This window comes from Actinopolymorpha pittospori, assembly GCF_014873875.1.
Taxonomy (GTDB): domain Bacteria; phylum Actinomycetota; class Actinomycetes; order Propionibacteriales; family Actinopolymorphaceae; genus Actinopolymorpha; species Actinopolymorpha pittospori.
Genome location: NZ_JADBEM010000001.1, coordinates 1,829,829 through 1,855,838, shown reverse-complemented (window position 1 = coordinate 1,855,838; position 26,010 = coordinate 1,829,829). Strand labels below are relative to the sequence as shown.

Below are 26,010 nucleotides of genomic sequence, written 5' to 3'. Positions count from 1 at the left end.
CCACTGGTCCACCGGCGGTCCGGGACTGGCTGGCCCCGTCCGGGAGGGCCCTCGCTACCGTAGCCGGATGCTCGACTCCATCGCCCTCAAGCCGGCGACGCCGGACCATGCGGAAGCCGTCACCGCGGCCCTCATCCGCAACCGGGACCACATGCGGCGCTGGGATCCCGACCGTCCGGCCAGCTTCTTCACCCCCGAGGCACAGGCCGAGCGGCTGGCCAACCCCGACGTCCACCGCTGGCACCTGGTCGACGGGGACCTCATCGTCGGCGAGGCAACGCTTTCCAACCTCGTACGCGGAGCGCTGTCCAGCGTGGACCTGGGGTACTGGGTGGACGCCGCCTACACCGGCCGCGGGCTGGCCACCCGGCTCGCGGAGGAGTCCTGCCGGGCGGCCCGTGACGACCTCGGCCTGCACCGGGTCGGAGCGAGCACGCTGGTGGACAACGTCGTGTCGCAACGGGTTCTGCACAAGTGCGGGTTCGAGCAGATCGGAACGGCCCCGCGCTACCTGCACATCAACGGTGAGTGGCGGGACAACCACCTGTTCCAGCGGATCCTCTACGACGGGCCGCATCAGCGCGCGTCCTGACCGGTCGCCACCTGGCAAGGTGTCCTTGCGTCGGCGGGGACGACGCGCGACTCCTCCGTCTCCACCGGGCGGGTGACTTAGATCTGTCGTCGGTCTGCCGTAGCGTGTGCCGTCCACGAAGCTTCTGGTCGGGACCGCGGACGGAGGACCGTTGGTGAGCACAGGCACAGGTGTCGAGGAGACGACCGTCGCCGCCGCGCGGTCGGGCGACGAGGCGGCGTTCGAGACGCTGGTGGAGCGGCACCGGCGTGAGCTGCGGGTGCACTGCTACCGGATGCTCGGCTCCTTCGAGGAGTCGGAGGACCTGGTGCAGGAGACGTTCCTGCGTGCCTGGCGCAACCTCGCTCGCTTCGAGGGCCGGTCGACGTTCCGTGCCTGGCTGTACCGGATCGCGACGAATGCCTGCCTGGACGCCCTCGACGGGCGGTCCCGCCGTGTCCTCCCGCACCATGTCGAAGGACCGTCGGATCCGCACGCCCCGCTGCCGCCGACGGCCGACATCGCGTGGCTGCAGCCTTTTCCGGACCGGCTGACCGAGCCGGATCCGCGCTGGGAGCCGGTCGCGCCGAGCGAGGACGAACCAGACTCCGTGGCCGTGGACCGGGAGACGATCGAGCTCGCGTTCCTGGCCGCGATCCAGCATCTGCCGCCCCGGCAGCGGGCGGTGCTGATCCTGCGCGACGTCCTCGGCTGGTCGGCGAAGGAGACCGCCGAGCAACTCGAGGGCAGTGTGGCGTCCGTCAACAGCGCCTTGCAGCGGGCTCGGGCGACCCTTCGTGAGCATCTGCCCGAGCGGCGTCTGGAGTGGGCACCGGCCGCCCAACCGTCGGAGCAGGAACGTGCGGTCCTGCGGCGCTACATGGAGGCGGTCGAGCACGCCGACCTCACCGCCCTCGCCGAGCTACTGGCCGAGGACGTCCGGGCCATGATGCCGCCATGGCCGATGTGGTTCCGGGGCCGCGATGCCGTCCTCGCGACGCTGAGGGTGAGCTGGAACCCCGACTCTCCGCACTACTCGGGGGAGTTCAGGACGGTGCCGACCGGAGCCAACCAGCAGCCGGCGTTGGGACTCTACGTACGACTTCCGGGTGAGCGAGATTTCCGCGCCTTCGCGGTCGGCGTACTCCGGATCGAGGACGGTCTCATCACCGAGCTCATCTCCTTCCACGACCTCGCTCTGTTTCCGGCGTTCGACCTGCCCATGACACTGCCGCCCGCCCACCGATGACTTTCCGCACGAGCCGCCGTCTCAACGGGGACCACCCCAACGATGGCTCCTCGGAGGTAGGTCATGAGCAGGTTGCTGTACTCCGCCACCATGTCGCTGGACGGCTACATCGCCGGGCCCGGTGGCGACATGTCCTGGTTGACCGAACACTTCGGCCCCAACCCGGTCGTCGACACCCTGATCAGCACGATCGGTTCGCTGCTCGTCGGCCGGCGCAGCTTCGGCGGTGACGATCCGCACCGGGGCACGCCCCAGGAAGGCGAGCCCTTCGGGGGCGGCTGGAGCGGACCGCAGTTCGTCCTCACTCATCACGCCCCGGACACTCCCGTACCGGGGATCACCTTCGTCACCGACCTCGACAGCGCCGTCTCCGCGGCGAAGGCGGCGGCCGGCGACAAGTACGTCAACGTGATCGGCGCGAACGTCGCCCAGCAGTGCCTTGACGCCGGCGTACTCGACGAGATCCTCGTGTTCGTCGCGCCGGTCCTGCTCGGGGACGGCGTCCGGTTGTTCGATCGTCCCGGCGGCGCCAACATCAAACTCGAAACCCTCACCCAGACCAACGCGCCGCACGCGACGGGTATCTGGCTCCGCGTCGTCAAGTAGGCCCTGCGCGGTGACCTGACCGTCCGACCGATCGCGGTCGGACCGCCTCCCGGACGTGGCCGAGAGGTCAGAGGGCCGATCGCGCGTCGTGGATGATGACCTCGGCAGCGTCCCGATGCGTAATGGACTCGTCGCGGACGATCTCGATGTGCAACCCGCCGACATCACCCTGGACGAAGCCGTACTCCGGGTTCAGCCTCGCCTTCGCCCACGACGTCACGGCGTCCCGGGTGGCTCCCTTCGCGACCTGCTGGAGCAAAGTCTCGGTGTGAGCGGCTACGACGGTGTCTGCCAACGGTGGATGGCCCCAGACGGCGAGGAGAATCACGGTCTCTCGAATCGAGACGTTGACGTCGCGCTTGCCGCAGTTCAGGGAGAAGTCGCCCTCACAAACGAATCCTGCCGCGCGCAGACCTCGTACCACCTCCTCCCTCGGGACAGGCAACGGGTGCTTGCCCCCGAGTGGCTTGCTTCCAGCCCTGACGAAGCTCGCGAAGGCCTGCTGCGTAGAGAGGCCGACCTGAACGCTCCCCCACGGCACCGAGATACGTTTCGTCACCCTGACGTTCTCCACCTGAAGGTGCTTGGTGTCTTCAACACTCAACAAGACATGGCTGATGGCCGTTAACGCATCTTTGGACGGCTCGAGCACGTCGCCCCGCGGGTCGGGACTGGTCGATCCTCTCGTCCCCGACTGCCGTCCCTTGAGGGTGACCTCGACGACTTCACCGTCAGCCGCCGCCCTCATGCGGACGGCCATCTCCGCTCCGTCAGGGGCGGTCAGGTAGCAGGAATGGATGACGTTCGGCTTGGGCACGGTCTCGTAGCAGACGTAGTCCTGCTCCTTGAGCACCTGCTCGACCTCGGCGAGCTTCGCTCCTCGCGAGGTGGCGCGAGCGTTTGGCGATGAGCTCTCGGCGCCATTGCCATGACCGGTGAGGCGCTGGACTGTCGCGGGTCCGCAGCCACTCAGAACGAATGGAACGAACATGAGCGCGAGAACGAGGATCTGCCGGTCTCGAATGCGGGCACGCCTCCGATCGTGATTCAGCATGGCCAGGATCCTTCCAACTACTTCGTGCGCGGTCGGGGAGACTGTCGCTACTCACCCGGGGACGATCACGCCGACCACCCATGGGAATAAACGGCATGGATGTCAGGAAGGTGACGGTCTCCCGCGAGAACACTGGAGTTCGATTGGATTTTGAGGACAGCACGGAAGCGCGACGAAGGCTGCCCCGACTCGTGGAGCGGCACGGAACTCCGTAACTGATGACTTGGTTCCGCGCCGTCAAGCACGCCCTACACGTGGGCCGCCGCATTGACAGGTACCTGTCAATCTGGCAGCTTGGGCGCTGTGGAAGCGTTGACGGGTCGCGGACTGGAGTTCTCCCACCTGTTGGTCGAGGTCTTCCGGCTGAACGGCCTCCTGCTCGCCGCCGGCGACGAACTCGCCCGCCCGGCGGGGCTGACCAGCGCCAGGTGGCAGGTTCTCGGGGTCGTCGACCATGGCCCGAGCACCGTCGCGCAGGTGGCCAGGGCGATGGGCCTGACTCGACAGACCGTGCAGCAAACGGCGAACAGTCTCGCCCACGACGGCATGATCACGTTCCAGGACAATCCCCGTGACCGGCGAGCGCGGCTCCTCACTCTCACCCCACGCGGAACCTCAGCCCTGCGAGAGGTCGAACGTCGCCAGGCAGCGTGGGCGAACCAGATCTCCTCCCGTCTCTCCCTCTCCGAACTCCGCGCGGCCAGCAGCACGCTGCGCGATCTCGGCGACCTGTTGGAGGAATGATGATCGCCGTCCCGCTCCTGCCGTGCGCATCGATCGACGACATGCAGACGTTCTACGCGGCGCTGGGTTTCCGGCGCACCTACCGGCAGACGAGGCCCGACCCTTATCTCGCGATGAGCCTGGACGACATCGAGTTGCACTTCTTCGGCATGCCGGACTTCGAGCCGGCGAACTCCTACGGCAGCTGCATTCTGCAGGTCCCCGACACCGCGACTCTGCACCGCGCCTTCTCCGACGGGTTGCGGGCGGCGTACGGGAAGGTTCCCCTGTCCGGTATCCCGCGGATGACGAGGCCGAGGCCCCGCAAGAACGCCGAAGGCCTGTCCGGGTTCACGGTGATCGACCCGGGCGGGAACTGGATCCGCATCTTTCCAGCGAAGGCGACGGCGTCTCCCGCGCCGTCGGTCGAGACCGGAAAGCTCGCCCGCACCCTGGAGAACGCCGTCGTCCTGGCCGACAGTCACGGCGAGGCGGCCCAGGCGGCCAAGATCCTCGACGGCGCCCTCACCCGAACCACCGACGCGAGCGCCGCGGAGCGCGTGGAGGCCCTGGCCTATCGCGCCGAGTTGGCCATCACCCTGCAGGACCCGACCCGCGCGGCCGCCGTACTGGCCGAGCTGCGCGCCATCCCGCTGACGAGCGAGGATCGGGAACGCCTGGGCGAGACGCTCGCGGCGGTCGACGAACTGTGCCTCGACACCGTTTCGGATGCCAGCTGAACCAGTGAGACGGTTCGTCAGCCGTTGTCGGAGCCGCATTCGGGCGTGGCTCCGATAACGGCTGGAGCGACATGAAAGGCAGCACTACCTTCGAGGGATGGCCCTGCCGCTGGATCGCGAGATCGGCCGCGTACGGCAGCTCTTCGACGCGGAGCACCTCACCCTCGTCATCGACGCCGTGATCGCGGGCAACGCTCCCGCACGGGTGTGGGTCGACGACCTCCCGGTGCCGCGAACCGCGCTGGTCTGGGACGGCGCACACTGTGTCTATCTCGCCGGCCCCGCCGACCGGCCCGAAGACTGGCGGGAGTTGTTCGAACGGGAGGTCGTGTCGAACCGGCCTGGTTTTCTCAAGCTGTACGTTACTGACGATAGTGCCGATTCGGTGTTCGCCGGGTACCCGCTGCGACGGCGAGAACGCGTTCTCTACCAGGGAAACGGCGTAACGGCACCCGATCTGGTCCGGTCACCGCGGATCCCCGCCGGCTTCCGGATCAGCGCGATCGACAAGCATGTCGACGAACTCCGCGAGCTCACCCACTTCGCCGACGTCGTCGCGGAGATCGCCTCATGCTGGAACTCCGTGGAGGATTTTCGACGGCAGGGATTCGGTTTCGTCGCCCACGACGCCGAGAAGATCGTGTGCTGGTGCACAGCCGAATGTGTGAGTGAGACGCGGTGCGGTATCGGTATCGAAACGGTCGAAGCGTTCCAGGGGCAGGGCTTCGCGACGCTGACCGCGGCCGCGTTCGTGGAGCACTGTGTTGGCCGGAAGCTCACGCCCTACTGGGATGCCTGGACGGACAACCTGCCCTCTGTCGCGGTGGCGGGGAAGGTTGGCCTCCACCGGGTCGAGACGTACTCCATCTTCGTGTGCGACTTCTCCTAACCCCCGGACAACGGCAAACCCCCGCAGGAACTGTTCGTTCGCGGGGTCAGTTGGCCAGCTCGGCCAACTGACACACGACACCCTGGCGCAAATGTTCTCGGCTGATCTGGCCGGCGCTACGGTTCGGTACAGCACCGCGACACGTCAGGGGGTACGGGTGAGTATCGAGCACACTCCGGTTCGAAGGCCACCACTCATTGGTGATGAGGAACGTCAATCGTGTGCCGAACTGCTCGCCGCCCATCACGCACCGGGCAGGTTGGACCCGGAGGAGTTCGAGGAACGACTCGGGCTCGCACTCACCGCACGAACCGCCGGCGACCTTGGCCGACTCCTCGCCGACCTGCCGATATCGGAGGCGGCACCATCCGGACCCCGCCGCTCTGTTTCCTCATATCTCATGCACCCGTTGATCTGGGTGAGCAGCGGTGTCCTTCTGCTGTTGTTCTCGTGGCTCCTGATCTTCCTCTGGGTCGACTCTGTAGGGGAGGACGCCGGTGCGCTGGCACTGGTCACGAGCGTGGCTGGTGTCATCTCCACCCTCCTGGTTGTGCGCGGCATTCGTGGTCGGCTGAGCGGCCCCAGTCGAGGGCGGGAGGACCATCATTAGGCCACGTACAGGAGATGGTGTAATCGTGCCGAAACGCCATCACAGTGGGCTGATCTGAGTATGGTCACCGGGTGACCATGGACATCAACCTGCAGCTTCCGATCAATCTGCATGTGAAGCTCAAGATGGCGGCCGACATCGACGGACGCTCACTCGAGGCCGAGATCGTCGAACTCCTCGAACAAGCACTCCGGTCCTGGAGTACAACCTCGACGACGATCCGGCGCAGGCGTATCTCGACGACAACTAGCGCGTGTCCGCAGGGCACGTTCCTGTCGAAGAGAAAGTCCAGCCATGAACAAGGCCACGGCTGGGCCCGGTTCGTCACAGCGCCTGATGGCCGGGCGGTGTGGCGTCCTGGCCGAGGGTGACCTCCCTGGCGCGCAGCAGGGGGTGACGCAGGAACGTGCCCACCAGGTCTGCCGATCCGCCGAGGCAGGTCCAATCGTCATCCCACAGCGTCGAGACCAGCCACGAGCGGTCGCTGGGGAAGATCAGGTTCGGCAAGGCGCCCTTCCAGAACGACCAGTCGCCACCCTGGCGCCAGGTGGCGGCCTGCTCCGGTCCAGCCTCGACCAACACGTAGTGCCAGGCCGAGTACAGGGTCACCTTGGGCGCATCGGGGAAGACGATGTCGTCGGCGCCGGTGTCGAGATAGCCCAACCACCACGGCTGGCCCACAGACTGCTCGCTCAGCAGTGTGAGCACGGCACGGTCATGTTCGTCCTGCCCCTGGCCTCCGTGGGGCAGCAAGACCGTCGCGTAGGCCTCGAAGACCGGCGGGATGGCGGCGGTGATGGTCCGGTCCACGGAGATGCCATCGGCGATCCAGGCGACCTCGGAATTCATTCCGATGCGCCATGTGCGCCCGTCCCGGGCCCTCGTGACCATCCGGTCAGGCTAGAGGCCTCGACGCGCCAGCACCAAGGAAATCTGGCTGAGGAAGCGCGTGGGCTCCCGGCGCCGAGCAGTCGATGAGTTTCGGGCGCGCCGCTGGTCTGTTCACGTATAGACCCTGACATCAACGACCGGAGGTTCACCGTGCCGCTCGATCTGTTCGCCGGAATCTACGTTCGAGACTACGAGGCTGCGAAACCGTGGTACGAGCGCCTACTCGGATCCGAGCCGACCTTTGTCGCAACCGACACAGAGGCGGTATGGGAACTCGCCGAGCATCGATGGCTGTACATCAAGGAGGATGCTGAGCACGCCGGTCACGCCGAGCACGCGATAATGATCGACGATCTGGACGCCCGAACTGCCGAGATCGCCGAACGCGGGATCGACCCGGTGAAATGGGAGAGCTACGGGGAGGCGCGCAAGGCGGTGTATCGCGACCCCGACGGCAACGAGGTCGGGTTCGGAGTCATTCCCGGCTGAACAGCCCTGCCACCTCACCCACGGACTCTTCGGCACCCATGACTGTGTCGACTTTCCTCAAGCCCGGCTTACGATTGCGGCGAGTCGGGACAGGTTCACCGCAGACGAGGGGTACGAGGTGGCGCACATCAACGGCGAGAAGGTCGGCCGCTGGAGTCTCCGGCTTGATGCCGCTTACTGCGCCGTGTTGGGTGTTGCCGTCGCCCTCGCCGCGCCACACCTCACCCACGTGGTGACGCTCCCTGCCCTGGTCTTCGTGGTCGCCGGGGGCGTGGTTGTCGTCTGGGCTGGTGCGGTTCTGTGGCTGCTCTCTCGTGTCCCGCTGCGGTGGGCTCTCCGCTTGGTCATGGCGGTCAACGTGCTCGCCACCGCCGTCGTCGCAGTGGCGTCCGCCACAGCAGCGACCCTGCTGGTCGTCCTGGCGATCTTGGCAATCGCCATCGACATTGCGCTGTTCGCCACCAGTCAAGCGGTCGCGCTCAGAGCGCTGCCCGCCCGGGCACAGGGCTGACGCCTTCGACACGCCCACGCCGTGGAGGCGCCCCCGCACACGCCTCCCGTCTCATCCCGTCGACACGGTGAGCATGGAGGACCGGCGGGGCGGCACGCGGAGGGCGGCCCGGCCACGAACCTTCGGCGTCGCGTGGCCTCGACGGGGCACCTACGTGCGTTGCCGACCGATGAGTTTTGTGGTGGCAGGTGGTCTGTCTACTACAGGCCAACGCGCTGAGTTTCTGGGCGCTGTCCTGTACCAGCTGCTGATTCAGAAGGAGCGGAAATGCGGATCAAGGTCAACGGTGTCGAGTTGTGCGTGGAGACCTTCGGAGACCCGGCCGATCCGCCGGCGCTGCTGGTCGGCATCACCATGCTGAGCTGGCCGGACCAGCTGTGCGCGGCGCTGGCCGGGCGGTATGTGGTGCGCTACGACCTGCGCGACGCGGGCCAGTCGACGTTCGTCGACCCGGACGCGCCCACCTACGACCTGCGCGACCTGGTGAAAGACGCGTCCGAGCTGTTGGTGGCGCTGAATCTGGGGCGTACGCACGTGGTCGGGATGGGCGTCGGCGGTTTCATCGCGCAGCTGCTCGCGCTCGACCATCCCGACCAGGTTGCGTCGCTGACGCTGGTCTCCACCCGTCCGGTCGCGCCCGGTCCGGTCGATCCCGACCTACCCGACCACGCGCCGGAGGTCATGGAGCAGCTGTTCGGGCGTCCGAAGCCGGACTGGACCGATCGCAACAGCGTGGTCGACTACGTGACCAGTTCCGCGTCGCTGATGTCCGGGTCGTGGGGATTCGACGAGCAGGACGTACGGGCGTCTGCCGGGTCGATCTTCGACCGAGCGGGACGGACGGCGAAGGCGCAGCGTGCGAGCCACCTCGGCACCATGTTCGCTGCCATCGACTGCCAGCCGCGGTGGCGCGAGCGGCTCGGCGAGATCACCGCGCCGACCCTGGTAGTGCACGGGGACGAGGATCCGTTCTTCCCCCACGGGAACGGGGTGACGCTCGCCGCGGAGATCCCGGGCGCCACGCTGCTCACACTGCCCGGCGTCGGCCAGGGCGTGCCGCGCGTGACGTGGCCGGCAGTCGTGGACGCCCTGTTGCGCCACACCTCCTGACCGCCGCTCCGGCCCCGCCCGTCGTAGGTTGCAGGCTGGTTGAGACAGTTGCGCCGCAGCGGGCCGGCGTCGGCCAGCGGAATCCGGCGCAGTCGCCCCGAAATCGTCCCGCTGTCGGATCGCTCACAACAGGCGTACGAGGTGATCAAGGGACCGAGGTCGGCGGCTGGTCGACGCCGGGTCGGCATCCCGAGCGAACTCCTCCCGGCGCTTCGCTGGCACGTCTCCGAGTTCGCCGAGCCAGATCCGGAAGGGCGCGTCTTCAGGTCTTCGCTCACCACCCCGAGAATGGGTCCGGTGAGCCGGATGAGGGTTGACCTGGTGTTTTGTGGTGGTGGAGACGAGGGGACTCGAACCCCTAACCCCTGCCTTGCAAAGGCAGTGCTCTGCCAGTTGAGCTACGCCCCCGGAGGGCGACGCCGAGGCGTCGGGACGTCGATCGGGTCAGTGGAGGCTGCCGGAGGGCGGGACCGGGTCGGTGGCCTCTGCCCACAGATTCTGCTCTGCCTTGTCGGCCTGCAACCGCTTGTAGGCGAGCCACCCGCCGACAATGGCAATCGCGGCGAGGAGTGCCTTCTTGGCCATAGGGAAGCCTCCTAGCGAACAACACGGCTGGATCGTCGTGATGACTTCGCGAGCTCCTGGGGCAGGGGCTCGCCGCTGACCACTGCACTCGCTCGTCTCCGAGCATTCCGGGGAGTGGGCCTAACTGGACTTGAACCAGTGACCTCTTCCTTATCAGGGAAGCGCTCTAACCGTCTGAGCTATAGGCCCGGGGCGCCGACGAACGTTACCGCAACCCTAGCGTCCCACCCAAACCGGTTGGCCACGGGGGCATTGATGGGCAAGAGGGACCAGGTAGCGGGGCGGGTGCAGCTCAGACCGTCGTGGGTGTCACCGGGGACGGAGGGGGGTCACTCCTCTTCGGCGAGGGTGACCTCGAGGCCGCCGAGCAGGCTGGCGGACAGGTTGTAGAGGAAGGCGCAAAGTGTGGAGATGGCCGTGATGAGGACCACGTCGACCACGCAGATGAGGGCGGTGAAGCCGAGTACGCGCTGGAGCCCGATGTAGTCCTCGAGGTTGAAGCGGGTCTCGGACGCGCTGCCGAGCACGTCGGTGACGGTACGACTGATCGATTCGTACACACCCGCCGCTTGTAGGACATACCAGACAACCGTGACGGCGACGACCGTGACGATGGCGAACGCGATCGACAACAGGAACGCCGTCTTCATCACAGACCACGGGTCCAGGCGGACGGCCCGCAGGCGCGCCCGCCGGACCCGGTTTCGCGGGTCCGCTGCGGGCTGCTGTGGGGCCGACATCACCCGCTGGCGGAGCCCGTTACGTTCCCGGATGGCTACCGGGTCCGTGTAGCGCTGCGGCTCGGGCCGACGCAGGTCGGGGCGCTGCGGCGCTCCCCTCGGAGGCGCTTCGGGACCGTTTGGTCCGTTCTGCCCCCGAGGTTCGTTCTGGCCGGCTCCGCCCCCGGACGTGGAGATGACTTGGGTAGCGGATTCGTCAGGCCCGCCGTTCCGTGTCACGTGCTGTCCTCCTGGCTGTCGGCCCGGTCTTGCTCATCCGGGCCATCTTCTGTACGTCCATCATCGGCGGGCAGGTCATCGGGCGTCTCCGGTTTCCCCTCGTCCCCAGCATCGTCCTCGGTGTTACGAGCAATCGCAACGACCGTGTCCCCCCCGCGGACGCCCGCGAAGATGACCCCCATGGTGTCACGACCCTTGGCCGGGACGTCCGCAACCGGACTCCTGGTTACCTGCCCACTTGCCTTGACGCACAGAACCCGATCCCCGTTGCTTACGACGATCGCTCCGACGAGCGAGCCCCGGGCATCGGAGATACGCATAGCCTTGATTCCGAGTCCGCCACGGCCCTGACGACGGTATTCCGTCACGGCCGTACGTTTCGCGTACCCACCGTCAGTCACCGTGAAGACGAACTGACCCTCCTCCTCACCTGCGCGGATGACCGCCATGGAGAGAAGTTCGTCACTCTCACGGAACCGCATGCCGGTCACACCGGAGGTGGCGCGCCCCATCGGCCGCAACTGTCCGTCATCGGCCATGAAACGCACGGCCTGTGCCTTGCGCGAGACCAGGAGTAGTTCGTCTTCGGCGTGGACGAGTTCGGCGCCGATCAGCTCGTCGTCCTCGTCGCGGAAGTTGAGCGCGATGACGCCGGCCGCGCGGTTGGAGTCGTACTCCCGCAGCGGCGTCTTCTTGACCAGGCCCTTCTTGGTCGCGAGAACGAGGTAGGGGAACTGCTCGTAGTCCTCGATCGCCAGCACCTGGGCGATCTCCTCGTCCGGCTGGAACGACAGGAGACCCGCGACGTGGCCGCCCTTGGCGTCACGTGCCGCCTCGGGAAGCTCGTAGCCCTTGGCGCGGTAGACGCGACCTCGGTTGGTGAAGAACAGCAACCAGTGGTGGGTGCGGGTCACGAACAGGTGGTCGATCACGTCGTCGCCCCGCAGCGCCGCGCCCCGGACGCCCTTGCCGCCGCGCCGCTGGCTGCGGTAGAGATCGCTTCGGGTCCGCTTGGCGTAGCCACCCATCGTGATGGTGACCACGACCTCCTCGTCGGGGATGAGGTCGGCCGCGGTGAGGTCGCCGTCGGCGGGGATGATCTGCGAACGCCGGTCGTCGCCGTACTTGTCGACGATCGCGGTGAGCTCCTCCGCGACGATCGTGCGCTGCCGCTCGGGCGAGGCGAGGATGTCCTGCAGGTCGGCGATGCGGTCCTCGAGCTCCTGCAGGCGCTCCAGGATGGCCTGGCGCTCCAGGGCGGCCAGCCGGCGCAGCTGCATGTCGAGGATCGCCCGCGCCTGGATCTCGTCGATCTCGAGCAGCTCGATCAGACCGGTACGCGCCTCGTCGGCGGACGGGCTACGCCGGATCAACGCGATGACCTCGTCCAACGCGTCCAACGCCTTGGCGAGGCCGCGGTAGATGTGCGCGTCCTCCTCCGCCTTTCGCAGGCGGTAGCGGGTCCGCCGCTGGATGACCTCGATCTGGTGGTCGATCCAGTACGACAGGAACAGGTCGAGCGACAGGGTGCGGGGGATCCCGTCGACGAGCGCCAGCATGTTGGCGCCGAAGTTGTCCTGCAGCTGCGTGTGCTTGTAGAGGTTGTTCAGGACGACCTTCGCGATCGCGTCACGCTTGAGGACGACGACCAGCCGCTGGCCGGTGCGCGAGGAGGAGTCGTCCCGCACGTCGGCGATCCCGGTGACCTTGCCCGAGTCGGCGAGCTCGGCGATGCGGAGCGCGAGGTTGTCCGGGTTGACCTGGTAGGGAAGCTCGGTGATGACGAGGCAGGTGCGTCCCTTGGAGTCCTCCTCGACGTCGACCACCGCACGCATGGTGATCGAACCCCGGCCGGTGCGGTAGGTGTCCTCGATCCCGCGGTGGCCGACGATCAGCGCACCCGTCGGGAAGTCCGGCCCCGGGATCCGCTCCATCGCGGCCTCGAGGAGTTCCTCACGGGAGGCTTCGGGGTGCTCCAGTGCCCACAGCGCCGCCGCTGAGACCTCGCGCATGTTGTGCGGCGGGATGTTGGTCGCCATACCGACGGCGATGCCGGCCGAGCCGTTGACGAGCAGGTTCGGGAACCGGCTCGGCAGGACGACGGGCTCCTGGCCGCGGCCGTCGTAGTTGGGCCGGAACTCGACGGTGTCCTCGTCGATGTCGCGCACCATCTCCATGGCGAGCGGCGCCATCCGGCACTCGGTGTATCGCATCGCGGCGGGCGGGTCGTTACCCGGCGAACCGAAGTTGCCCTGGCCCTGGACGAGCGGGTACCGCTTGGTCCACGGCTGGGCGAGGCCGACCAGGGTGTCGTAGATCGCGCTGTCGCCGTGGGGGTGGTACTGACCCATGACGTCACCGACGACGCGCGAGCACTTGGAGAAGCCGCGGTCGGGCCGGTAGCCACCGTCGTACATCGCATACAGCACCCGCACGTGAACCGGCTTCAGTCCGTCCCGGACGTCCGGCAACGCCCGGCCCACGATCACGCTCATCGCGTACTCGAGGTAGTTGCGCTGCATCTCCGACTGGAGATCGACAGGGTTGATGCGTCCGGGGGGCGGGGGGATGGCGGTGGTGTCTTCGGTCACTTGGCCCGTTCCTTAGGAGAAAAACAGTCCTTCGTCGCGCACGTCACGGCGGCCCACTGGAGCCGCCGTGACGTGCCGAGCCGGTCAGATGTCAAGGAAGCGCACGTCCTTGGCGTTCCGCTGGATGAACGAACGTCGTTGCTCGACGTCCTCACCCATGAGGATGGAGAAGATCTCGTCGGCCTGGGCGGCGTCGTCAAGCGTGACCTGCCCCAGGATGCGACCTTCGGGGTCCATCGTGGTTTCCCACAGCTCGTCGGCGTTCATCTCGCCCAGACCCTTGTAGCGCTGGATCGGGTTGTCCTTGGGCAGCTTGCGGCCGGCCTCCTGGCCCGCGGCGAGCAACCCGTCGCGCTCCCGGTCGTTGTAGGCCAGCTCGTGCGCGGCGTTGGACCAGCGGATCTTGAACAGCGGCGGCTGGGCGATGTAGACGTGTCCGGCCTCGATGACCGGCTTCATGAACCGGAACAGCAACGTCAACAGCAACGTCGTGATGTGCTGGCCGTCGACGTCGGCGTCGGCCATCAGTACGACCTTGTGGTAGCGGAGCTTGTCGAGGTCGAAGTCCTCGTGGATGCCGGTACCGAGCGCGGCGATGATCGCCTGGACCTCGTTGTTCTGCAGGACCCGGTCGATGCGGGCCCGCTCGACGTTGAGGATCTTGCCGCGGATCGGGAGGATCGCCTGGATCCGGGGATCGCGGCCACCCTTGGCCGAGCCACCCGCGGAGTCACCCTCGACGATGAAGACCTCGCACTCGTCCGGGTTGGTCGACTGGCAGTCGGCGAGCTTGCCGGGTAGGCCACCGCCGCCCAGCAGCCCCTTGCGGTTGCGGGCGAGGTCGCGGGCCTTACGGGCGGCCACGCGGGCGGTCGCGGCGGCGATGCCCTTACGGACGATGTCCTTGCCTTCGCCCGGGTTCTTCTCGAACCACTCACCGAGCCGGTCGTAGAGGAGGGTCTGGACGAACGTCTTCGCCTCGGTGTTGCCGAGCTTGGTCTTGGTCTGACCCTCGAACTGCGGCTCCTCCAGCTTCACCGAGATGATCGCGGTGAGTCCTTCACGGACGTCGTCGCCGGAGAGCCGGTCCTCGCGCTTCTTGATCATGCCCCAGTCCTCGCCCCACTTGTTGACGAGGCTGGTGAGCGCGGACCGGAACCCTTCCTCGTGGGTGCCGCCCTCGTGGGTGTTGATCGTGTTGGCGAAGGTGTGCACCGACTCGGTGAAGGAGGTGTTCCACTGCATCGCCACGTCGAGGCTCATCCCGACCTCGTTGTCCTCGGACTCGAAGGCGACCACGCTGCGGTGGATGGGGTCCTTGGCGGCGTTGAGGTGCTGGACGTAGTCGAGGAGGCCGTTGTCGTAGCGGTACTCGACCTCGCGCGCTTCGCCCGTGTCGCTGAGCTCGAGGCGCTCGTCCCGGAGCGTCATCGTCAGGCCCTTGTTGAGGAAGGCCATCTCCCGCAGGCGGGTGGAGATCGTCTCGAAGGAGTACGTCGTCGTCTCGAAGATCTCCTCACTCGCCCAGAACGTCACCGTCGACCCGGTCTCGCCGGTCTCCTCGTGCCGCTGCAGCGGGTGGTCGGGCACGCCCACGCGGTAGCTCTGGGTCCAGCGGTAGCCGGCGTTCTTGACCTCGACCTCGACACGGCTGGACAGCGCGTTGACGACTGAGATGCCAACGCCGTGCAGACCGCCGGAAACCTTGTAGCCGCCACCGCCGAACTTGCCGCCCGCGTGCAGCACCGTGAGGACGACCTCGACCGCCGAGCGGCCCTCCGACTCGATGATCCCGGTCGGGAACCCTCGGCCGTTGTCGATGACCCGGCAGCCGCCGTCGGCGAGCAAGGTGACATCGACCCGGTCGGCGTAGCCGGCCATGGCCTCGTCCACCGCGTTGTCGACCACCTCCGTGACCAGCTGGTGGAGTCCGCGTTCACCGGTGGATCCGATGTACATACCTGGACGCTTACGAACAGCGTCCAGGCCCTCCAGAACAGTGATCGCGCTAGCGTCGTACTGCGGCACTTCACCAGTCGTCACGTGCGGTTGACCTCCTGCCAACGGACACACAAAAGGACCGCTCCGGTGGGGACGTCCGGTGCCCGACGGAACGAGGCGCCCCAGACGTTGGAGCGGCCTAAAGTCCTGTTCAGTGTACCTGGCCGGCGACCTAAACACCCGCGTGGCAGGCCCTAGAGGCCCTGCTGGCCCGCACAGCGCCCACAGAGGTATACCCCCTTCTACCTCGCACTCTCCGAAGCGATCTGTGGCGCTTGTGTGGCGGCGAGCGGTGAGGGTTCGGACAGGCCGCACGAGCGGCCCACATCGAGGGCCGTACGCCGCAATCCGGACAAACCGGCGGGGCGCCCGATCGGGTTCGGCCGCCGATCCTGGCGCCGATCCCGGCCGGTCCCACCAACAGTTCAGCGACTCGGCGGCTCAGCCGTAGGTGTCCCGCGGTCCGCGGCCATCGCGTACGCGACGCGGTCCCTTCTGCCAACTCGGCGCCGTCGGTCCGTGCACGACGACGCGACGTACGGTGTCATCCCCGAGCTCCTCGTTGAGTCGCCGCACCAGGCTCGGCGCGAGCAACCGCACCTGCGTCGCCCACGCCGTCGAGTCGGCGCGGACCGTGAGCTCGGCGTCGGCGTAGCGCTCGGCCCGACAGTGCGCCGCGACATCGGGGCCGACGATGTGATCCCAGCGGGCGATCGCACCGGCGACCGCGACATCGGTCTTCCAGCCGCGCTCGTTCACCAGCCGGTCGATCGTCGAGTCGAGCATCTGTGGATCCCGGTCGTCGGGTCGCGCACCCGAACGCGCGGTCCGGTCGCCGCCCGCGCGCCGGTCGCCCCTGCGCCGGCCGCGGGTCTTCCCGGTCGAGGAACCGGCCGGTCCAACGACCTTCCCGATGGAGGCCGCCACCGCGCGGGCGAGTTCGACGCCGGTGGGGTTCCAGGAGGGATCGGCAGCGGTCGCGGGGTCGTGATCGGGCGAGGCCTCCGACCCGCCGGTCGCGTCCGGTCGATCCGGAAGTCCGTCGACCGGGTCCCGCCGCGCGGGCTCCTGCTCGCCGGGTTCACTCGGCACGTTCGACCTCCCCGTCCGCGACGACGTAGCGCACTCCCCGTAGCTGGTCCGGGACGTCGTCGGGTACGGCGGCGGTGACCAGGACCTGCTCCGCGTCGGCCACCAGGGCGGCGAGGCGGCTGCGACGTCCGGTGTCGAGTTCGGCGAAGACGTCGTCCAGGATCAGCACCGGTTCGCCACCGTCGCTGCACAACAGGTCGTACGCCGCCAACCGCAGGGCGAGCGCGACCGACCAGGACTCGCCGTGGCTCGCGTATCCCTTCGCGGGGAACTCGCCGAGGCTGAGCAGCAGGTCGTCGCGGTGTGGTCCGACCAGGGAGACGCCGCGGCGCAGTTCCTCCTCGCGGCGCTCCGTCAGAGCCGCGGCGACGTCGCCGGCGAGTGCCTCCGCCGTGGTGTGGTCACCGAGTTCGACGGAGCTGCGGTAGTCGACCCGCACCTCCTCCTGGGTGGGGGAGACGTGGGCGTAGGCCTTCGCCACGAGCGGCTGAAGGACGTCGATCGTAGCGAGGCGCGCCGCGAGGAGCTCCCCACCCAGCCGGGCGAGGTGTTCGTTCCAGGCGTCCAGCGTCCGCAGCGCGCCGGAGGAGGCCTGCCCCGCCGTCTTCAGCAGGGTGTTGCGCTGCCGGAGCACCCGGTCGTAGTCCTGCCGCACGCCGGACAGTCGCGGTGCCCGCGCCACCAGCAACTCGTCCAGGAACCGGCGCCGAGTGTCGGGATCACCCTTCACCAACGCGAGGTCCTCCGGAGCGAACAGCACGGTCCGGAGAATGCCGAGCACCTCACGCGGGCGGGAGACCGGTGACCGGTTGAGCCGCGCACGGTTGGCCCGGCCCGGGGTGATCTCGAGCTCGATCAACGCGTGCCGGCCGTGCCGGACCACGTCCCCGCGTACGACGGAGCGGCTGGCACCGGACCGCACCAGCGGCGCGTCGTGCGGGACCCGATGCGATCCGAGCGTCGCGAGGTAGCCGACCGCCTCGACCAGGTTGGTCTTGCCGTGGCCGTTCTGGCCCACGAAGACGGTCACACCTGGCTCGAGCGGCAACTCGACGGCGGAGTAGTTCCGGAAGTCGGTGAGTGACAGGTGCGCGACGTACACGGCGACGTCCGCCGTGGCCTAGGGTGCCTCGGTGTCCGGACGGACCGCGGTCGCGTCCGGGTGCACCGCGTGGCCGCCGAACTGGTTTCGCATCGCCGCGATCGCCTTCATCGCGGGGGAGTCGTCCTGGCGGGAGGCGAAGCGGGCGAAGAGCGCGGCGGCGATCGCCGGCATGGGTACGGCGTTGTCGATCGCGGCCTCGACCGTCCAACGGCCCTCACCGGAGTCGTCGGCGTAGCCCTTGATGGAGGCGAGACCGGTGTCCTGTTCGAGCGCGGCGACCAGCAGGTCGAGCAGCCAGGACCGGATCACCGTTCCTTCCCGCCAGGACTGGAAGACGTCGGTGACGTTGTCGACGATGTCGGTGGCCTCGAGGAGTTCGTACCCCTCCGCGTAGGCCTGCATGAGGCCGTACTCGATGCCGTTGTGGACCATCTTCGAGAAGTGCCCGGCACCGACCTTGCCGGCGTGGACGAAGCCGAACTCGCCCTCGGGCTTGAGCGCGTCGAACACCGGTTGCACCTTCACGACGTCCTCGGCGCGGCCGCCGCACATCAGGGCGTAGCCGTTGGTGCGGCCCCACACGCCGCCGGAGACCCCGCAGTCGATGAAACCGATGCCGTGCTCGCCCAGGATCTTGCCGCTGGTGACGTCGTCGGTCCAGCGGGAGTTGCCGCCGTCGATGACCACGTCCCCCTCACCGAGGAGGCCGGACAGTTCGTCGATCACGGAGCGGGTGATGTCTCCCGCCGGCACCATCACCCAGACGGCGCGGGGAGCAGACAACTGCCCGACCATGTCGGCGAGGGTGTCGGCGTCGGAGACCTCTGGGTTCGTGTCGTATCCGACGACGGTGTGTCCCTTGGCTCGTAGGCGCTCCCGCATGTTCGCGCCCATCTTGCCCAGGCCGACGAGCCCAATCTCCATGCCGAACCAGTTCCTTCCCCGCCGCTGCACTGCCCACCCTCGACCGAGCGCGGCGGCGCCGGGGTGGTCCACCCGTTCCTTGGTTCAGTTCTGCAGGCGGACCGGCATCAGCAGGTAGCGGTAGTCGGCGTTCGGTTCGGCCTCCGGCGCGGCGAGACCGGTGAGGACCGCCGGACGCGTCGGCTGGGTGAACGCGAACTGTGCCACCGGCGCCTCGATCGCGCCGAGCCCGTCGAGGAGGTACTGCGGGTTGAACCCGATGGTCAGCGCCTCGCCCTCGATGCTCGCCTCGATCGACTCCGATGCCTGCGCCTCGTCGCTGCTGCCCGCCTCCAGGGTGGCCATGCCGTCCCCGAGGGTCAGCCGGATCGGCGTGTTGCGTTCGGCGACGAGGGCGACCCGCTTGAGCGACTCGACCAGCGCACCCGTGTCGACACGGGCGACGGTCTGTTGCTCGGGCGGGAAGAGCGTGCGGTACTTCGGGAACTCGCCGTCGAGCAGGCGGGTGGTCGTACGCCGGACCGACCCACCGGTGGTGCCGGCGAAGCCGACCAGACCCTCGCCGCTGCCCGAACCCGGAGCTGCGAGGGCGATCGTCACCTCCGACCCCGCGCCGAAGGCCTTGGCGGTGTCGGCGAGGACGCGGGCCGGCACGAGCGCGGTGGCGGACAGGTCGGACTGTTCGGGGGACCAGGTGAACTCGCGGACGGCGAGCCGGTAGCGGTCGGTCGCCGCGAGCGTGACCGAGGAGCCCTCGATCTCGATGCGCACGCCGGTGAGGACGGGCAGCATGTCGTCGCGGCCGGCGGCGACGGCGACCTGGGAGACGGCGTTGGCGAACACGTCGCCCTTGACCGTGCCGGACGCGGTCGGCATCTGCGGCAGCTCGGGGTAGTCCTCCACCGGCAGGGTCTGCATGGTGAACCGCGCGCTGCGGCAGGTCACCACGACCTTGCCGCCCTCGGCGGTGAGATCGACCGGCTGGGACGGAAGGCTGCGGCTGATGTCGGCGAGCAGTCGCCCGGACAGCAGCGCCGAACCTTCGGCCGACACCTCGGCGGGCACGCTGACCCGGGCCGACGTCTCGTAGTCGAAGCCGGACAGCAGGAGCTCACCGTCGCGAGCGTCGACCAACATGCCGGCAAGGACCGGAAGCGAAGGCCTGGACGGGAGACTGCGTGCGACCCAGGCCACCGAATCGGCGAGGACGTCACGGTCTACGCGGAACTTCACCGCTCTTCGCCTCCTCGACGTACAGCGGCCAACTGGGAGCACGACGCTACACCGGTTGGAAGTGGGCGGGTGGTGCCGGGTCCGCTGCGGCTGGACGTGGAGTCCGCTCGCGTGATCGGACTCGGTTCGGGGCCACGAACGGGGCCTGGGATCGGGCTCGGAACGCTTCGTCCCCAGGTTTGGCGCGCTGAGGATTGTGGAGTTCTTGTCATTTACGTAAGCAGACTCAGCTTCGTCATAGGTGCGGTGGACAGTGTGGACAACTCGTGTTTGCGCTGGTCAGGGGCTGAACTTTCATGCACACAGGCTGTGTGGCGAGCTGGGGGCAGCGCAGGGGCTCCGGTGGACTGTCGACTTTTGTCCCACACGATCCACAATCCTTCCCCGACAAGGTCGAGATTGATCCACAGAGTTGTCCCCAGGTTGTGAGGAGTAAGCCTCGTTCGCGATCAAACCGGCCCAACCGGACGTCCGGCCCTCTCCCAGCCCCCGCTGCGACGCCTCGCGCCGCACGTCGCCGGCGCCGCCGAAGACGGCGGGCCGACGCCCGAGGGTCAGGACGAACGCGCCTGCTGCTTGATCCGATTCGTGAGCTCGGTCACCTGGTTGTAGACGCTGCGCCGTTCGGCCATCAGCTGCCGGATCTTGCGGTCGGCGTGCATGACGGTGGTGTGGTCGCGGCCACCGAACTGCTGACCGATCTTCGGGAGCGAGAGGTCGGTGAGCTCACGGCACAGGTACATCGCGATCTGGCGGGCTGTCACCAGGACCCGGCTCCGACTCGATCCGCACAGGTCGTCCATGGACAGCCCGAAGTAGGACGAGGTCTGGGCCATGATCTGGCCCGCCGTGATCTCCGGCTCGCCACCGGTCGGGATGAGGTCCTTCAGCACGATCTCGGCGAGGGCGAGGTCGACGGCCTGCCGGTTGAGGCTCGCGAACGCCGTGACCCGGATCAGCGCACCCTCGAGCTCACGGATGTTGGTCTGGATCTTGCTGGCGATGAACTCCAGCACCTCCGGCGGTGCGGTGAGCCGCTCCTGGGCCGCCTTCTTGCGCAGGATCGCGATCCGCGTCTCCAGGTCCGGCGGCTGGATGTCGGTGATCAGACCCCACTCGAACCGGTTTCGCAGCCGGTCCTCCAGGGTCTCGAGGCGCTTGGGCGGGCGGTCGGAGGAGATCACGATCTGCTTGTTCGCGTTGTGCAGAGCGTTGAACGTGTGGAAGAACTCCTCCTGCGTCCGCTCCTTGTTCTCGAGGAACTGGATGTCGTCGACCAGGAGCACGTCCACGTCGCGGTAGCGGCGCTGGAACGTCGGCGCCTTGTCGTCGCGGATGGAGTTGATGAAGTCGTTGGTGAACTCTTCGCTGGAGACGTAGCGGATCCGCGCGTTCGCGTACAGGTTGCGGACGTAGTGACCGATCGCGTGGAGCAGGTGGGTCTTGCCCAGGCCGGAGTCGCCGTAGATGAGCAACGGGTTGTAGGCCTTGCCCGGAGCCTCGGACACGGCGACCGCCGCCGCGTGGGCGAACCGGTTGGACGAGCCGATCACGAACGTGTCGAAGAGGTACTTCGGGTTCAGCCGGGGCGGCTCGGTGTCGGCGCGGACCGGCTGACCGGGAGGCGCGGAGGACAGGGCGAACGCGTCCGTGCCGCTCGGCCCCACGGCGAGTCCCGAGCGGTGGGGTTCGTCGTCGTCGCCGAGCGGCTGCACGCCACCCGACGTCCCGGAGGTCCGGCTCTCACCCTCCTCCGGGGACGGCGTCCCGTCGTCTCCGTCGTCGGGCCCGTCGAGGGCGAGCGAGGGTTCGACGGTGACAGCGAGGCGTACGGACTCACCGAGTGCCCTGGACAGGGCGTCCTCGAGGCGCGGCCGCAGCTTGGTCTCGAGCTGGGTTCGGGTGAAGTCGTCCCGCACGGCGATGATGGCGGTGTTGCCGTGCAGCGTCACCGGCCGGCTGTAGGCGAGCCACACCCGGTGGTTCGGCGGAAGGTCCTGGTCCAGGCTGTCCCGGACCAGTCGCCAGGTGGCACTAAGCGCGTCAGGCTCCCCGGGCACTACTTCAACTCCTGTCTCCGTCAGGCGATCACTTGCACGCCCCCGCGTGCCTGTGGATGTCCGTCCGCGGTCGTGGGCTTCCGGATCGGTTCAGCGGCCTCCTTCAGGCGCCACAGCGTCCACAGATCCTTCCACAGCCTGTGTAAAGCGTCTGTGGACGACCCTAAGGGGTGGAGGACGGTAACAAGCGCACAATCTGTCCATCAAGGGCCGGTCCGAGCGAACGGTTCCCATCCGCGAGCTTCCGTACGCCGGCCGTGTTCTGGCCCCGGATCCACGGCTGGGTCGTGACTGTGCCGGTGACTGGGTCGTGACTGTGTGCCGGTGACTGGGTCCGCGGCCGGTCCCGGTCGCCCGCCGGCCGGGCGGATCGCCTGGGCCGGAGCGCCGAGAGGTATCCGCTGATGGCCGGGTGAGGCCGGATAGGTATCCTGCGGAGCGCGCTCGAACGACTCAGTTTGACCGGCCGAGCGGCTGGCCCGTACCGTGGGTCGGTCACGGTGCCGTTCTCTCGGCGATCGCCGTATGCTCACGGATCAGTTTCAACGCCGCGCTCGATGCGTGTCGCTGGGCCGCGGGTGGACGGTGATGTCGAGATGACGGCGCCCGCGATCATCACCACTGACCAGGAGACTCCCCGTGAAGCGCACCTTCCAGCCCAACAACCGGCGCCGGCACAAGACGCACGGCTTCAGGCTGCGGATGCGGACTCGAGCCGGCCGCGCCATCCTCGCAGCTCGGCGGCGTAAGGGCCGTCAGCGCCTCGCCGTCTGAGACGGTCGAGGTCCATCCAGGTCGAGCTCGATGTCGTGGTCCCGGCCCACCACCGAATGCGTCGCTCGGTCGACTATGCGACGGCGGTCCGACATGGTCGCCGCGCCGGCCGAGCGACGCTTGTCGTGCATCTGGTGGTCGCCGGGGAGGAGACACCGGCCCGGGTTGGATTCGTGGTGAGCCGCGCCGTCGGGAGCGCGGTGGTGCGCAATTCGGTGCGAAGACGACTCCGCCATCTGCTTCGCGACAGGGTCGGTTCGCTACCGGCCGGAACCCTCCTCGTCGTCCGCGCGTTACCGTCTGCAGCGAGGGCGTCCAGCGACCAGCTAGGGCGCGACCTCGACGCGGCGCTCGGCACAGCGATGGCGCGACCGCGATATCTCGCAGCGGAGAGTGCGCGGTGAAGGCCGTTCTTGTCCTACTTCTCAAGGGCTACCGGATGTTCGTGAGTCCCTTGTATGGGCAGGTGTGCCGTTATCACCCGTCTTGTTCGGCCTACGCCCTGGAAGCTGTGGAAACGCACGGGGCGCTGCGCGGTAGCTGGCTGGCCGCTCGTCGGCTGGCGCGGTGCCATCCCTGGACCCCTGGCGGGTACGACCCGGTCCCGCCACCCCGACCGCGCGCCGGTGTGGGCGCGCACACCCACAGCTGAGGTGCGTGAAGCGTGAGCTGGTACGACACGATCCTTACGCCGCTCTACGACGCCGTGTCGTGGATCCTGCGAGCGTTTTACACCGTTTTCTCGCCCCTGCTCGGTGCGAACTCGGGCTGGACCTGGGTTCTGTCGATCGTCGGCTTGGTCGTGGTCATCCGGATCCTGCTCATCCCGCTGTTCGTCCGGCAGATCCGTGCGAGCCGCAACATGGCCCTGCTGCAGCCGAAGATGAAGGAGCTGCAGAAGAAGTTCGGCCATGACCGGGAACGCATGGGCCAGGAAATGATGAAGCTCTACAAGGAGAGCGGAACCAACCCGTTCTCCTCGTGCCTTCCGATCCTGTTGCAGTCGCCGATCTTCATCGCACTCTTCCGCGTACTCGATGGCGCGGCCAACGGCGTCGTCCGTGGGTCGGGCCTGGACCAGCGCCTTGTCGACTCGCTGCGCCACGCGTCGATCTTCGGCGCGCACATCTCGGACAAGTTCATCGGCTCCACGAGCCTGTCGGTCCAGGTCGTCACGGTCGTGCTCATCATCATGATGACGGCGACGACGTTCACGACCCAGCGGCAGCTCATGCGTAAGAACATGCCGCCGGAGGCGCTGACCGGTCAGTACGCGCAGCAGCAGAAGCTCCTCCTCTACGTGCTCCCGTTGGTGTTCGCGGTCGGCGGCGTCAACTTCCCGGTGGGTGTGCTCATCTACTGGTTCACCACCAACGTGTGGACCATGGGCCAGCAGTTCTGGGTGATTCGCCGTAACCCCGCTCCGGGCACCCCGGCCTTCGATGCCTATCAGGCACGCAAGGGCCGCAAGACGGCCCGAAAGGGGTTGTCCGCGCTGCTTCCGGGCGGCGACAAGGAGTCGCCGAACGGCGCCACCGCATCGGTCAACGGCGACGAGGCGACGCAGGCGGCCGCCAAGCGGGTACAGCCCCAGCGACTCCCGCGTAGCAAGCGGAAGAGTCGCTGACAACGGACGGCGCCGCCGTCCCCAAAGTCTTGTTGTGTGCGCCGGCTGTGGCGCGAGATGAAGGAGAAGTCGTGACTGAGGGCGTTACGTCGTTCGTTGAAGGTGGCGACGCCGACGGTGAAGGTCGCAACGACGACCACGCCGAGTCGACCGCAGAGCGCAAGGCCCCCGCGGAGACCGCCGAGGAGCGAGTGTCCAGGCTCGAGGGTGAAGGGGACGTCGCGGCTGACTACCTCGAGGAACTCCTCGACATCGCCGACATTGACGGCGATATCGACCTGGACGTCGAAGGCGACCGCGCGATGGTGGCCATCGTGGGTGGCGACTTGAAGCTTCTGGTTGGTGAGGGCGGCGAGGTCCTGGAAGCGCTGCAGGAGCTGACCCGTCTCGCGGTCTACCGCGAGACCGGGGAGCGCAGCCGGTTGATGCTGGACGTCGACGGCTACCGCGCACAGCGGCGCAAGGACCTGATCGCGTTGACGGAGAAGGTCGTGGAAGAGGTACGCGCGAGTGGTGAGCCGGTTCGGATGGAGCCGATGACGCCGTTCGAGCGGAAGATCGTCCATGACGCAGTAGCCGCGAAGGGACTGACGAGTGAGTCGGAGGGCGAAGAGCCCGAGCGTAGGGTCGTCGTCCAGCAGGCGTGAGCAGCCATCGGCTGTTTCACGTGAAACAGCCGAGGCAGTCGATGTGCCAGAGGCTCCGCCTGCCGCGGAGCTCGTGTTCGAAGATCGGCTACCCGTCATCCGACGCTATGCCGATCTGTTGGCCGGCCCTGGTACGCAACGCGGGCTGCTCGGCCCGCGCGAGGTCGAGCGAATCTGGGATCGGCACCTTCTCAACTGCGGGGTACTGGCACCGGCCATCGCGGCGCGCTCGACGGTCTGTGACGTCGGTTCGGGCGCCGGTCTGCCGGGCATCGTCGTGGCGATCGCCCGGCCGGATCTTCGGCTGACCCTCCTGGAGCCGCTCCTCCGTCGCGCGGAGTTCCTGTCAGAGGCGGTCGACGTCCTCGAGTTGTCCAACGTCGAGGTCGTCCGTTCACGGGCCGAGGATCATTCCGGCGCCTACGACGTCGTGACGGCGAGAGCGGTCGCTCCTCTTTCCCGGCTGGCCCGTGTCGCGCTTGGCCTGTGTCGCCCGGGTGGGTCAGTCTTGGCGATGAAGGGGGAGCGCGCCGCCGCTGAACTCGACGAGGCTCGTCCGGAGCTCGCGAAGCTGGGAGTTGTCGAGTCGGCCATCGAGCGGCTCGGCGAAGGGCTGGTACCCATCCCCACGACCGTGGTGCGCCTCGTCGCGGGGGAACCGAAACGCAGACGCCCACCAGGGCAGGGACGGAATCGCCGCGGCGGGTCCGGTTCAGCTAGAGGAGTATGACTGTGACCGACGTGCACGCGGTGACCGGACTTGGTTGGCCCGTTCGACCGTCGCCGACCTCCAGCGAGGTGCACGAGCAGCATCAAACCGGTCTCGGCTGGCCCATCCAGCACCCAGCCGATGGACCCGCAGGGCGGCACGTCGCGGACGACGAAGCCGAGGCGGAGGGCGACCCCCCGGCAGTAGATGCTCCCCAAGGTGCGGACCACGCGGTCCAAGCCCCAGACGAACGGCAGGAG

27 protein-coding genes and 2 tRNA genes are annotated in these 26,010 nt (G+C 67.8%); 16 read left to right on the top strand and 13 right to left on the bottom strand.

Features of this window, described 5'->3' with window-relative positions; translation table 11 throughout:
- Positions 1–67 precede the first annotated feature (67 nt).
- The 3 genes from HEB94_RS08800 (at position 68) to HEB94_RS08790 (ending at position 2,426) form a co-directional block, all read left to right on the top strand.
- The gene (locus tag HEB94_RS08800; RefSeq protein ID WP_192749437.1) at positions 68–592 is read left to right on the top strand and encodes a GNAT family N-acetyltransferase; all 525 of its coding nucleotides are present in this window, start codon (positions 68–70) and stop codon (positions 590–592) included.
- Positions 593–746: 154 nt separating this feature from the next.
- Entirely contained in the window at positions 747–1,820 is a 1,074-nt protein-coding gene (locus HEB94_RS08795; protein ID WP_337917535.1) for a sigma-70 family RNA polymerase sigma factor, read from the top strand.
- A gap of 63 nt (positions 1,821–1,883) precedes the next feature.
- Positions 1,884–2,426: a dihydrofolate reductase family protein gene (locus HEB94_RS08790; RefSeq protein WP_192749435.1), complete on the top strand. Its 543-nt coding sequence runs from the start codon at positions 1,884–1,886 to the stop codon at positions 2,424–2,426.
- 67 nt (positions 2,427–2,493) lie between these two features.
- On the opposite strand, the gene HEB94_RS08785 is transcribed toward HEB94_RS08790, so the two are convergent.
- The gene (locus tag HEB94_RS08785) at positions 2,494–3,279 is read right to left on the bottom strand and encodes a hypothetical protein (protein WP_192749434.1); all 786 of its coding nucleotides are present in this window, start codon (positions 3,277–3,279) and stop codon (positions 2,494–2,496) included.
- Between the two features lie 504 nt (positions 3,280–3,783).
- On the opposite strand from HEB94_RS08785, the gene HEB94_RS08780 reads away from it, so the two are divergent.
- The 4 genes from HEB94_RS08780 (at position 3,784) to HEB94_RS08765 (ending at position 6,442) form a co-directional block, all read left to right on the top strand.
- Positions 3,784–4,224, top strand: coding sequence for a MarR family transcriptional regulator (locus HEB94_RS08780; protein ID WP_192756326.1), 441 nt, complete (start codon positions 3,784–3,786; stop codon positions 4,222–4,224).
- Entirely contained in the window at positions 4,224–4,943 is a 720-nt protein-coding gene (locus tag HEB94_RS08775; RefSeq protein ID WP_192749433.1) for a bleomycin resistance protein, read from the top strand. The genes HEB94_RS08780 and HEB94_RS08775 overlap by 1 nt, the downstream gene beginning before the upstream one ends.
- 97 nt (positions 4,944–5,040) lie before the next feature.
- On the top strand, positions 5,041–5,832 hold the full coding sequence (locus HEB94_RS08770) for a GNAT family N-acetyltransferase (protein ID WP_192749432.1): 792 nt from the start codon (positions 5,041–5,043) through the stop codon (positions 5,830–5,832).
- Positions 5,833–5,989: 157 nt separating this feature from the next.
- Positions 5,990–6,442, top strand: coding sequence for a DUF1707 domain-containing protein (locus HEB94_RS08765; protein WP_192749431.1), 453 nt, complete (start codon positions 5,990–5,992; stop codon positions 6,440–6,442).
- 324 nt (positions 6,443–6,766) lie between these two features.
- Here HEB94_RS08765 and HEB94_RS49130 read toward each other — a convergent pair whose 3' ends face one another.
- Positions 6,767–7,291, bottom strand: a complete 525-nt coding sequence (locus HEB94_RS49130; RefSeq protein ID WP_202896230.1) for a hypothetical protein — start codon at positions 7,289–7,291, stop codon at positions 6,767–6,769.
- A 192-nt stretch (positions 7,292–7,483) separates the two neighbouring features.
- On the opposite strand from HEB94_RS49130, the gene HEB94_RS08755 reads away from it, so the two are divergent.
- The 3 genes from HEB94_RS08755 to HEB94_RS08745 all read left to right on the top strand — a co-directional run bounded on the left by HEB94_RS08755 (position 7,484) and on the right by HEB94_RS08745 (position 9,443).
- Positions 7,484–7,822 carry a VOC family protein gene (locus HEB94_RS08755; protein WP_192749430.1) on the top strand — a complete coding sequence of 113 codons (339 nt, stop codon included), beginning with the start codon at positions 7,484–7,486 and terminating at the stop codon, positions 7,820–7,822.
- A 118-nt stretch (positions 7,823–7,940) separates the two neighbouring features.
- Positions 7,941–8,333, top strand: a complete 393-nt coding sequence (locus HEB94_RS08750; RefSeq protein WP_192749429.1) for a hypothetical protein — start codon at positions 7,941–7,943, stop codon at positions 8,331–8,333.
- 267 nt (positions 8,334–8,600) lie between these two features.
- On the top strand, positions 8,601–9,443 hold the full coding sequence (locus HEB94_RS08745) for an alpha/beta fold hydrolase (RefSeq protein WP_192749428.1): 843 nt from the start codon (positions 8,601–8,603) through the stop codon (positions 9,441–9,443).
- A 332-nt stretch (positions 9,444–9,775) separates the two neighbouring features.
- On the opposite strand, the gene HEB94_RS08740 is transcribed toward HEB94_RS08745, so the two are convergent.
- The 11 genes from HEB94_RS08740 to dnaA all read right to left on the bottom strand — a co-directional run bounded on the left by HEB94_RS08740 (position 9,776) and on the right by dnaA (position 21,993).
- Positions 9,776–9,851 (bottom strand) — tRNA-Ala (locus HEB94_RS08740).
- Between the two features lie 36 nt (positions 9,852–9,887).
- Positions 9,888–10,028 (bottom strand): DLW-39 family protein, encoded by a 141-nt coding sequence (locus tag HEB94_RS08735; protein ID WP_192749427.1) that lies wholly within the window; start codon positions 10,026–10,028, stop codon positions 9,888–9,890.
- 115 nt (positions 10,029–10,143) lie between these two features.
- Positions 10,144–10,217 (bottom strand) — tRNA-Ile (locus HEB94_RS08730).
- A gap of 140 nt (positions 10,218–10,357) precedes the next feature.
- On the bottom strand, positions 10,358–10,678 hold the full coding sequence (locus HEB94_RS08725) for a DUF3566 domain-containing protein (protein ID WP_192749426.1): 321 nt from the start codon (positions 10,676–10,678) through the stop codon (positions 10,358–10,360).
- Between the two features lie 305 nt (positions 10,679–10,983).
- Positions 10,984–13,509 (bottom strand): DNA gyrase subunit A, encoded by a 2,526-nt coding sequence (gyrA, locus tag HEB94_RS08720; protein ID WP_202897086.1) that lies wholly within the window; start codon positions 13,507–13,509, stop codon positions 10,984–10,986.
- A 153-nt stretch (positions 13,510–13,662) separates the two neighbouring features.
- On the bottom strand, positions 13,663–15,621 hold the full coding sequence (gyrB, locus tag HEB94_RS08715) for a DNA topoisomerase (ATP-hydrolyzing) subunit B (RefSeq protein ID WP_337917533.1): 1,959 nt from the start codon (positions 15,619–15,621) through the stop codon (positions 13,663–13,665).
- A 399-nt stretch (positions 15,622–16,020) separates the two neighbouring features.
- Entirely contained in the window at positions 16,021–16,671 is a 651-nt protein-coding gene (locus HEB94_RS50385) for a DciA family protein (RefSeq protein ID WP_192749424.1), read from the bottom strand.
- Entirely contained in the window at positions 16,661–17,773 is a 1,113-nt protein-coding gene (gene recF, locus HEB94_RS08705; RefSeq protein WP_192749423.1) for a DNA replication/repair protein RecF, read from the bottom strand. Before recF ends, HEB94_RS50385 begins: the two co-directional genes overlap by 11 nt.
- Positions 17,774–17,791: 18 nt before the next feature.
- On the bottom strand, positions 17,792–18,730 hold the full coding sequence (gene gnd / locus HEB94_RS08700; protein ID WP_337918518.1) for a phosphogluconate dehydrogenase (NAD(+)-dependent, decarboxylating): 939 nt from the start codon (positions 18,728–18,730) through the stop codon (positions 17,792–17,794).
- Between the two features lie 54 nt (positions 18,731–18,784).
- On the bottom strand, positions 18,785–19,933 hold the full coding sequence (gene dnaN, locus HEB94_RS08695) for a DNA polymerase III subunit beta (protein WP_192749421.1): 1,149 nt from the start codon (positions 19,931–19,933) through the stop codon (positions 18,785–18,787).
- 554 nt (positions 19,934–20,487) lie between these two features.
- Positions 20,488–21,993, bottom strand: a complete 1,506-nt coding sequence (gene dnaA, locus HEB94_RS08690; RefSeq protein WP_420481523.1) for a chromosomal replication initiator protein DnaA — start codon at positions 21,991–21,993, stop codon at positions 20,488–20,490.
- Positions 21,994–22,632: 639 nt separating this feature from the next.
- Between dnaA and rpmH the strand changes: the two genes are divergently transcribed.
- The 6 genes from rpmH to rsmG all read left to right on the top strand — a co-directional run bounded on the left by rpmH (position 22,633) and on the right by rsmG (position 25,771).
- Positions 22,633–22,767, top strand: a complete 135-nt coding sequence (gene rpmH, locus HEB94_RS08685; RefSeq protein WP_084678165.1) for a 50S ribosomal protein L34 — start codon at positions 22,633–22,635, stop codon at positions 22,765–22,767.
- Positions 22,768–22,802: 35 nt separating this feature from the next.
- Positions 22,803–23,171, top strand: coding sequence for a ribonuclease P protein component (gene rnpA / locus HEB94_RS08680; RefSeq protein ID WP_192749420.1), 369 nt, complete (start codon positions 22,803–22,805; stop codon positions 23,169–23,171).
- Positions 23,168–23,419, top strand: coding sequence for a membrane protein insertion efficiency factor YidD (yidD, locus tag HEB94_RS08675; protein WP_337917531.1), 252 nt, complete (start codon positions 23,168–23,170; stop codon positions 23,417–23,419). Before rnpA ends, yidD begins: the two co-directional genes overlap by 4 nt.
- 12 nt (positions 23,420–23,431) lie before the next feature.
- Positions 23,432–24,394, top strand: coding sequence for a membrane protein insertase YidC (gene yidC / locus HEB94_RS08670; protein ID WP_192749419.1), 963 nt, complete (start codon positions 23,432–23,434; stop codon positions 24,392–24,394).
- A 71-nt stretch (positions 24,395–24,465) separates the two neighbouring features.
- Positions 24,466–25,041, top strand: a complete 576-nt coding sequence (locus HEB94_RS08665) for a Jag family protein (protein WP_192749418.1) — start codon at positions 24,466–24,468, stop codon at positions 25,039–25,041.
- 73 nt (positions 25,042–25,114) lie between these two features.
- Positions 25,115–25,771 (top strand): 16S rRNA (guanine(527)-N(7))-methyltransferase RsmG, encoded by a 657-nt coding sequence (gene rsmG, locus HEB94_RS08660; protein WP_192749417.1) that lies wholly within the window; start codon positions 25,115–25,117, stop codon positions 25,769–25,771.
- The last annotated feature ends 239 nt before the right edge of the window (positions 25,772–26,010 follow it).

What these genes read in the sequence shown, in the direction of transcription:
- HEB94_RS08800 (WP_192749437.1), top strand. Translation starts at nt 68, where the DNA reads ATGCTCGACTCCATCGCCCTCAAGCCGGCGACGCCGGACCATGCGGAA.
- HEB94_RS08790 (WP_192749435.1), top strand. Translation starts at nt 1,884, where the DNA reads ATGAGCAGGTTGCTGTACTCCGCCACCATGTCGCTGGACGGCTACATC.
- HEB94_RS08775 (WP_192749433.1), top strand. Translation starts at nt 4,224, where the DNA reads ATGATCGCCGTCCCGCTCCTGCCGTGCGCATCGATCGACGACATGCAG.
- HEB94_RS08770 (WP_192749432.1), top strand. Translation starts at nt 5,041, where the DNA reads ATGGCCCTGCCGCTGGATCGCGAGATCGGCCGCGTACGGCAGCTCTTC.
- HEB94_RS49130 (WP_202896230.1), bottom strand. Translation starts at nt 7,291, where the DNA reads ATGAATTCCGAGGTCGCCTGGATCGCCGATGGCATCTCCGTGGACCGG.
- HEB94_RS08745 (WP_192749428.1), top strand. Translation starts at nt 8,601, where the DNA reads ATGCGGATCAAGGTCAACGGTGTCGAGTTGTGCGTGGAGACCTTCGGA.
- HEB94_RS08735 (WP_192749427.1), bottom strand. Translation starts at nt 10,028, where the DNA reads ATGGCCAAGAAGGCACTCCTCGCCGCGATTGCCATTGTCGGCGGGTGG.
- HEB94_RS08725 (WP_192749426.1), bottom strand. Translation starts at nt 10,678, where the DNA reads ATGAAGACGGCGTTCCTGTTGTCGATCGCGTTCGCCATCGTCACGGTC.
- gyrA (WP_202897086.1), bottom strand. Translation starts at nt 13,509, where the DNA reads ATGCAGCGCAACTACCTCGAGTACGCGATGAGCGTGATCGTGGGCCGG.